This window comes from Vallitalea sediminicola, assembly GCF_054408565.1.
On the sequence record NZ_BTPT01000067.1, the window covers coordinates 26,462 to 33,036 of the forward strand.

The following is a 6,575-nucleotide window of genomic DNA, read 5'->3' on the forward strand; positions in this document are numbered from 1 at the left end:
TTGCTAGAAAGCTAGCAATAAAAGGGGATGTACGTAATACATTTGATAATTATCCTAATGAGCTAAACAAGAGCGTATCTTATAGCTTATGGTATAATAAATGTATTATGAGATATCTCCTTTTATTAGCAGATAAGATTGTTTTACTGACTGAAAAAATTATTTTTGATTGAATAACTTTTTTATTGCCTCATATCTTATTATCTGATATCATTATAATAATATAATTAAATAAAATTATAATTATATTATTATTTGAATTATTTGAACCATATTTATGATTAATCTAAATAAATAGGTTGAATAACTTACATATGTAATGATTTACTTAGGACAAAGGAGGAAGAAATGAAGAATTTTAAACATTTTATATTAGGATTTGTTACTGCAACTTTTTTATTAGGGACTGTTATAGGAGTATCGGCTAGTGGATTAGTAAAGGATATAACAGCTAAGATATCTTATGAGATCAAGACAGTTCTAGATGGTGAAGAATTGAGTGCAAAAGATACAGATGGAACTGAACTAGAGCCAATTGTATATAATGGAAGAACTTATTTACCAGTTCGTTCATTATGTGATGCTCTAGGTGTAACAGTAGGATGGGAAAATGATACAAAAACAATTGTGTTATCTACACAACCTACAAAGAATTTCCAAGATACGATAGTTACCATAGATGGTGATAATAAAATTACTCTCGGTGAAATGAATTTATATTTAACACAATTAAAAGTACAATATGAATCATATTTTGGACCTAACGTGTGGGAACAAACATCTGAAAATGGACAAACAGTGGCACAGATAGCTAAACAAAGTGCACTTAGTTCAGTTAAAGATAGTAATATTGTTGCTTTAACGGCAAAACAAAAGGGTATGAAAGTATCAAGCGAACAACAAGAAAATATCAATAAACAAGTAAGTGATTTTATGAATAACTATGATGAAGAAGGAACAGGCAAAAATGGTATAACTTCAGAAATAGTTAAAAAAACATTGGAAAACCAGACTTTGGTAGAATTGTTATTTAATAAAGAAATGGAAAACTATAAGGTTGATGAAAAAGAACTCAATTCAATCTTAGATCAAAGTATAGATTATAAAGGTTATCAAGAAAATGGTTGCGAATATTATGCGAAACAAGTTAGAGTAAGACATATATTAGTAAAAACGGTAGATGATAGTAATCAACCTTTTTCAGAAGATAAAAAGGTAGAAGCTAAAAAAGAAGCTGAGAAAATATTAGCTAAAGCTAAGGCAGGAGAAGATTTTGCAGAATTAGCAAAAGAGTATTCACAAGATCCTGGTTCTAAAGATATTGGTGGAGAATATACTTTTGCAAGAGGTAAAATGATACCAGAATTTGAAGAAGTTGCTTTCAATTTGAAACCAGGAAAAATAAGTGGAATTGTTGAAACAGCATATGGATATCATATAATTAAATTAGAAGAAGTTATTGAACCCACAAAGGAAGATGTTGAAGCTGTTAAAGAAAAGGAACAGAGTATTAAGGATTCCGCAATACTACAATTAAAGCAACAAGCATTTAATGAAAAAGTTGAACAATGGAAAGCTGATTATAAAGTAGAAGTAAATAATGAAATTTGGAATGATGTTAAAATTACAGATTTAGATTAATAATGAGCATCCATAAGGATGCTTTTAATATACCCCTATGAATTTGTTGGTTTTAATATTATACTATTAAGATAATAGAAGGGAGAAGTATATATATATGAAAAGGTTGAAAGATGTTTATTTGAGTCGTTTATTTCCGGTATTCACGTTTTTAATTACAACTATAGGTACAATAATAATAATATATAGTTTGGCTTCCATAGATGAGTTTAATGGCGGTGGGATAGTGACTGTAATATTGATTGTTTTGCACATCTTACCTATTGCTGGAGTTATCTCTTCAATTATTCGTTTAATTAAAATAAGAACTAATATAGTTTCAACTATAGTGGTAATACTTTTTAATGTCATATGGATCACTATTGATATAACAGTAATTGTTGCATATTTCATTACATCACCATCAAATTTGTTATAAATATATTTTTTTTCGAACCTTTTATTATCTCACTCGTAATAATATATGTAGGCCGATAAGAGCAAAAGAGGTGAGGACTTGGATGAAAAAATAATTATAGAAAGATGCAAGAATGGATATAGTGAATATTTTGAAATACTTATAAAAAAATATGAAGGTATGCTATATAAATATTGTTTCTATCTAACTGGTTCCCAAGAAGAAGGAAAAGATCTTTTCCAAGAAACATGGTTAAAAGCTTATTCAAAAATAAAACTGTATTCAGACAAATATCTGTTTAAAAACTGGTTACTATCTATTGCATCAAATACGTATAAAGATTGGTATCGTAAGCAAAAAAGATGGTCCAGTAAAGTGAAAACTTATTTTACAACAGATAAAATGGATAAAGAATTAGCATCCATACCCTCAGAAGGACTTTTGCCAGAAGAAGAATTTTTATTGAAAGATATTTCTAATGAATTAAAAGAATTAGTACTAGAACTAAAACCACATTATAAAGTAGTTATTTTTCTGTATTTTTTTGAAGAAAAAACTATAAAAGATATAAGTTTTATACTTAATATTCCTGTAGGGACTGTAAAATCGAGATTAAATCAGGCTAAAAAAATATTAAAAGGGAAGTTAGAGGTGAGATGATGAACCATGAACCAAGGAAAACACAAGAGATAGATATTGATAGAGAGCTAATGAAATTAAGGAAGCAAGAAATAGCAGTACCAGAAAATTTATCTAAGATAACTTACAACAAAATACAAGTTGAAAATGAGAAAAAGGATAGGGCTGTTACTTGGATTGCTGCATTTGCTCTAGCAATAAATTTTATTATAACATTTGCTTCAATATTAGGTATCGGTCTTGGATTGAATCTTAAACTATATCAATGGATCATTGTTTTATCTGTTACAATGACTATCAATGTGAGTATATTAGCATTAGTTCTAATTTATAAAGATGTAATCATTAAAGAAGTATCACGGCTGTCTATAAAATTATAGGGAGGTTATTTTATGAATGAGAATAATAATAAGTTTAAAACAATATTTTGGATTATCACTTCTTTTATATTATTAGGTATAGCAAGTATGGCGACAATTGTAATTGCTAGTGGTGCAATAACAGAACAGGATATAATGCCTTCAATCATAGTTGGAGTGTTTTGTTTGTTTGTTTTACTAATTCCAATCTGTATAGGTATATTGGTATATAAAGATGCCAAGAGACTACAGATGAATCCATGGATGTGGACATTAATTGTTATGTATGTGCCTAATCTTATTGGATTAATTATATATTTAGTAGTTCGTAGCAATGAAAATAAGAAATCAAGATGTATAGATTGCGGTACTACACTAGAATCAGATTATAATATTTGTCCTAACTGTGGACACCAATTAGCTGATGTATGTTCTAATTGCGGTAAATACGTTAAAAAAGGATTTTCTAAATGTCCATATTGTGGAAAAGATTTAGAACAAAAGTAATAGATGAAATAAAAAATCCATGGACTATTCGTTTAGAATAACATGGATTTTTTATTTGTGCTAATCATCATCCATAGTATAACTAAAAGGACGTTACATATTATAGAATTATTTTATGTTTTATCTAAATATAAAATATAATTGTAATGAAACACATATAAAAATATGATATAATTTTTAGTATGTTTAAATATTAAGTAATATAATGAAGATTGGGAAATTTGCAGAGCATACTAAAGTTAGTAAAGACACAATTAGACATTATATGGACTTAGGGTTTAACTCCATTTATTAAAATGATTATATTATAATTTACTGGAGGAATTTACATGTTTAAAAAGATACTCAATATGTTTTCTCAATACAGAGGTCTATCCAAATCAGCATATGTTATATTTTATGCTAGAATCATAACTAATATGGGTGCTTTCATTTGGCCTTTATTAACACTTATATTAAGTAGAAAAATAGGATATTCTGCATTAACAATATCATATATCTCAGTAGGCATAGGAGTTTTATTTGTACCAGCTAATATAATAGGTGGTAAACTTGCGGATAAGTATAATCGAAAAAAATTAATAATCATATTTGACTTGATCAGTGTAACATTTTTTATATCTTGTGCTTTTGTAGAACCAGGTAATTTAATGACTATATTATTTGCTTTGGCAGGCGTTTTCGCTAATATAGAAGGACCAGCATTTGAAGCTTTGATAGCGGATGTATCCAAACCACAAGAAAGAGAAAAAGTATATTCTTTATCTTATTTAGGGCATAATCTAGGATTTATGGTGGGTGCTGCTATAGGAGGATTCTTATTCGAAAATTATCTTAGCCTAGCATTTGTTATTGATGGTTTAACAACATTGACATCTACAATCTTGATTATTGTTTTTGTGAAGACAATAAATGTACAAGATATCAAAGAAGAAGAAAAAAATGAATATGAGAATGACGAAGATGAAAAGGTAACTTCATTATCAATTTTGAAACAACGAAAATCTGTATTAATACAATTGATAGTATTTATCTTTGCTGCTTTTATATATGAACAATGGAGTTTTTCGGTACCACTATATATGGAAACTTTATTTCTAGAAAATGGAGGAAAATACTTCGGATTCATATCAAGTTTTAATGGATTGATTGTAATAATTTTCACCCCAATCATGACATGGTTATTAAAATCATTACATGAATTACAGAAAGTAATTATAGGTGTATTTTTATACTCATTCAGTTTTCTTATTATAAGAGATTCACCTGCATATCCTTTGTTTTTTATAATGATGTTTGCTTTTACTATAGGGGAAGTCATTAATATGTTAGGAGCTTCACCTTACCTAAGCAGAAGGATTCCTGCTTCCCATAGAGGAAGAATTAATAGTTATCGTAATATTGGTGCTTTTATTGGAGCTGTTGGAGGACGTGTATTGATGGGATGGCTTATTGATGCTTTTTCATATTCTGTAGCTTTTACAGTAGTTACGTGTGTGGGAGCTGTTATAGTGGGGATTATCGCATATAATTATAAATTGGATAAGAAAATATTTCCGTTACTTTATAAGGATAATAATGATAAAATAGTCAAATAAAATTTAATTATTTCAAATTTTGTATAATTTATATATAGGTTGACTAAAACTAAATACATGAGTTATTATAAACATAATTGGTTTGACCAAAAAATGTAAACTAGAGGAGATTTAATTATGAAAGATAAAGTAGAACAAGTATTAGACCAAGTACGCCCAGGATTACAAAGTGATGGTGGGGATGTAAAATTAGTTGAAGTAACAGATGATGGTATAGTAAGAGTTGAATTACAAGGCTCATGTAAAGGATGTCCATTCTCACAATTAACTGTTAAGAATTTTATTGAAAAAGCATTAAAAGAGCAAATACCTGAAATTAAAGAAGTTCAATCAGTAAACTAGTAAATTAAAGGTAAGTATTACCTAAACTTATATATTGAGTTTACATAAAGGGGTTGTCTAACAAGCATTTTTTAGGTAATCAGCTTTAGTAAAATAGAGCTTAACATAAGCCATATTACTGAGTTGACATCATCTAAAATATATTGTGAGACAGCCCCTTTATTATAGTACTATACATTGTAATATTCCCCTATACTACCTACACGACCGTTTACCATTACATTTATTAAATTTAAAATTAGACATCCAATACTATTTTATGATAATATTATTAGTAGAGTAATTATAAATACCAAAGATAGGAGGATAAGTATGCAGTATAATCCGGCATTACCAGTATATATTCAAATAAAAGAAGACATTATTAGAAAAATACGATTGGGAATTTGGAAAGAAAATGAAAAAATTCCATCAGAACTAAAACTAATGGAAGAATATCATTCAGGACGTGGAACAGTAAGAGAAGCTATTAAGTTGATTATTGACGAAGGCTATTTATATATAAAAAAAGGAATTGGAACATTTGTTGCCCAAAGAGAAGTAGGAATTTCTATTGAACCATTTGTTAGTCTAACTTATTTTATTAAAATGAGAGGATTAAACATAAGTACTAAGATACTAGATAAAAAAGAACTTATAGTAGATACTGATTTAGCTGAAAAAACAGGGATAAAAGAAAACAAAAAATGTTTGTTCGTAAAAAGGCTTAGAATAATGGATGGGCGACCTATTGGACTTGAAGTATTCCATTTTGTATATGAGGAAGAGAATTTCTTCAAGGATTTTGATTTTGAAAATGGAATATCTCATTACTTATTTGAAGAATTAAAAGTATCTGTAACTAAGATGGATATGGATCTAGAGATTGTAAAAGCTGTTGGAGAAGAAAAAGACATATTACAATTAAAAGATGACAGCAAGATGATGATTTCTAATAGGGTTGTTTATGTGAATGATAAGAAAGATATACTATACCATCTGAAATTTTATTGTGGAGAAAAACTCAGTAAAATAGGTATGGATAATTTTGTATAGAAGAATTACATTGTGTGTATGGATTTATAAAAATTAAGCTGTCTAGTAATATATTTT

8 protein-coding genes are annotated in these 6,575 nt (G+C 28.1%); all 8 read left to right on the forward strand.

The features are described from left to right. Positions 1–348 precede the first annotated feature (348 nt). The 8 genes from ACX6CF_RS21865 to ACX6CF_RS21900 all read left to right on the forward strand — a co-directional run bounded on the left by ACX6CF_RS21865 (position 349) and on the right by ACX6CF_RS21900 (position 6,518). Positions 349–1,641 (forward strand): peptidylprolyl isomerase, encoded by a 1,293-nt coding sequence (locus ACX6CF_RS21865; RefSeq protein WP_458787497.1) that lies wholly within the window; start codon positions 349–351, stop codon positions 1,639–1,641. A 97-nt stretch (positions 1,642–1,738) separates the two neighbouring features. Continuing rightward, positions 1,739–2,059, forward strand: a complete 321-nt coding sequence (locus tag ACX6CF_RS21870; protein WP_458787498.1) for a hypothetical protein — start codon at positions 1,739–1,741, stop codon at positions 2,057–2,059. A gap of 78 nt (positions 2,060–2,137) precedes the next feature. Next, the gene (locus ACX6CF_RS21875) at positions 2,138–2,698 is read left to right on the forward strand and encodes an RNA polymerase sigma factor (protein ID WP_458787499.1); all 561 of its coding nucleotides are present in this window, start codon (positions 2,138–2,140) and stop codon (positions 2,696–2,698) included. Further along, positions 2,698–3,057: a hypothetical protein gene (locus ACX6CF_RS21880; RefSeq protein ID WP_458787500.1), complete on the forward strand. Its 360-nt coding sequence runs from the start codon at positions 2,698–2,700 to the stop codon at positions 3,055–3,057. The genes ACX6CF_RS21875 and ACX6CF_RS21880 overlap by 1 nt, the downstream gene beginning before the upstream one ends. Positions 3,058–3,069: 12 nt before the next feature. Continuing rightward, positions 3,070–3,543, forward strand: coding sequence for a zinc ribbon domain-containing protein (locus tag ACX6CF_RS21885; protein WP_458787501.1), 474 nt, complete (start codon positions 3,070–3,072; stop codon positions 3,541–3,543). A gap of 329 nt (positions 3,544–3,872) precedes the next feature. Then, complete coding sequence (locus tag ACX6CF_RS21890; protein WP_458787502.1) at positions 3,873–5,141, forward strand: MFS transporter; 1,269 nt, start codon at positions 3,873–3,875, stop codon at positions 5,139–5,141. 117 nt (positions 5,142–5,258) lie between these two features. Next, complete coding sequence (locus tag ACX6CF_RS21895; RefSeq protein WP_458787503.1) at positions 5,259–5,483, forward strand: NifU family protein; 225 nt, start codon at positions 5,259–5,261, stop codon at positions 5,481–5,483. A 312-nt stretch (positions 5,484–5,795) separates the two neighbouring features. Then, positions 5,796–6,518 carry a GntR family transcriptional regulator gene (locus ACX6CF_RS21900; protein ID WP_458787504.1) on the forward strand — a complete coding sequence of 241 codons (723 nt, stop codon included), beginning with the start codon at positions 5,796–5,798 and terminating at the stop codon, positions 6,516–6,518. Positions 6,519–6,575 lie beyond the last annotated feature (57 nt).

Excerpts from the sequence above, each read along its gene's own strand:
- ACX6CF_RS21865 (WP_458787497.1), top strand. The coding sequence starts at position 349 with ATGAAGAATTTTAAACATTTTATATTAGGATTTGTTACTGCAACTTTT.
- ACX6CF_RS21870 (WP_458787498.1), top strand. The coding sequence starts at position 1,739 with ATGAAAAGGTTGAAAGATGTTTATTTGAGTCGTTTATTTCCGGTATTC.
- ACX6CF_RS21880 (WP_458787500.1), top strand. The coding sequence starts at position 2,698 with ATGAACCATGAACCAAGGAAAACACAAGAGATAGATATTGATAGAGAG.
- ACX6CF_RS21885 (WP_458787501.1), top strand. The coding sequence starts at position 3,070 with ATGAATGAGAATAATAATAAGTTTAAAACAATATTTTGGATTATCACT.
- ACX6CF_RS21890 (WP_458787502.1), top strand. The coding sequence starts at position 3,873 with ATGTTTAAAAAGATACTCAATATGTTTTCTCAATACAGAGGTCTATCC.
- ACX6CF_RS21895 (WP_458787503.1), top strand. The coding sequence starts at position 5,259 with ATGAAAGATAAAGTAGAACAAGTATTAGACCAAGTACGCCCAGGATTA.
- ACX6CF_RS21900 (WP_458787504.1), top strand. The coding sequence starts at position 5,796 with ATGCAGTATAATCCGGCATTACCAGTATATATTCAAATAAAAGAAGAC.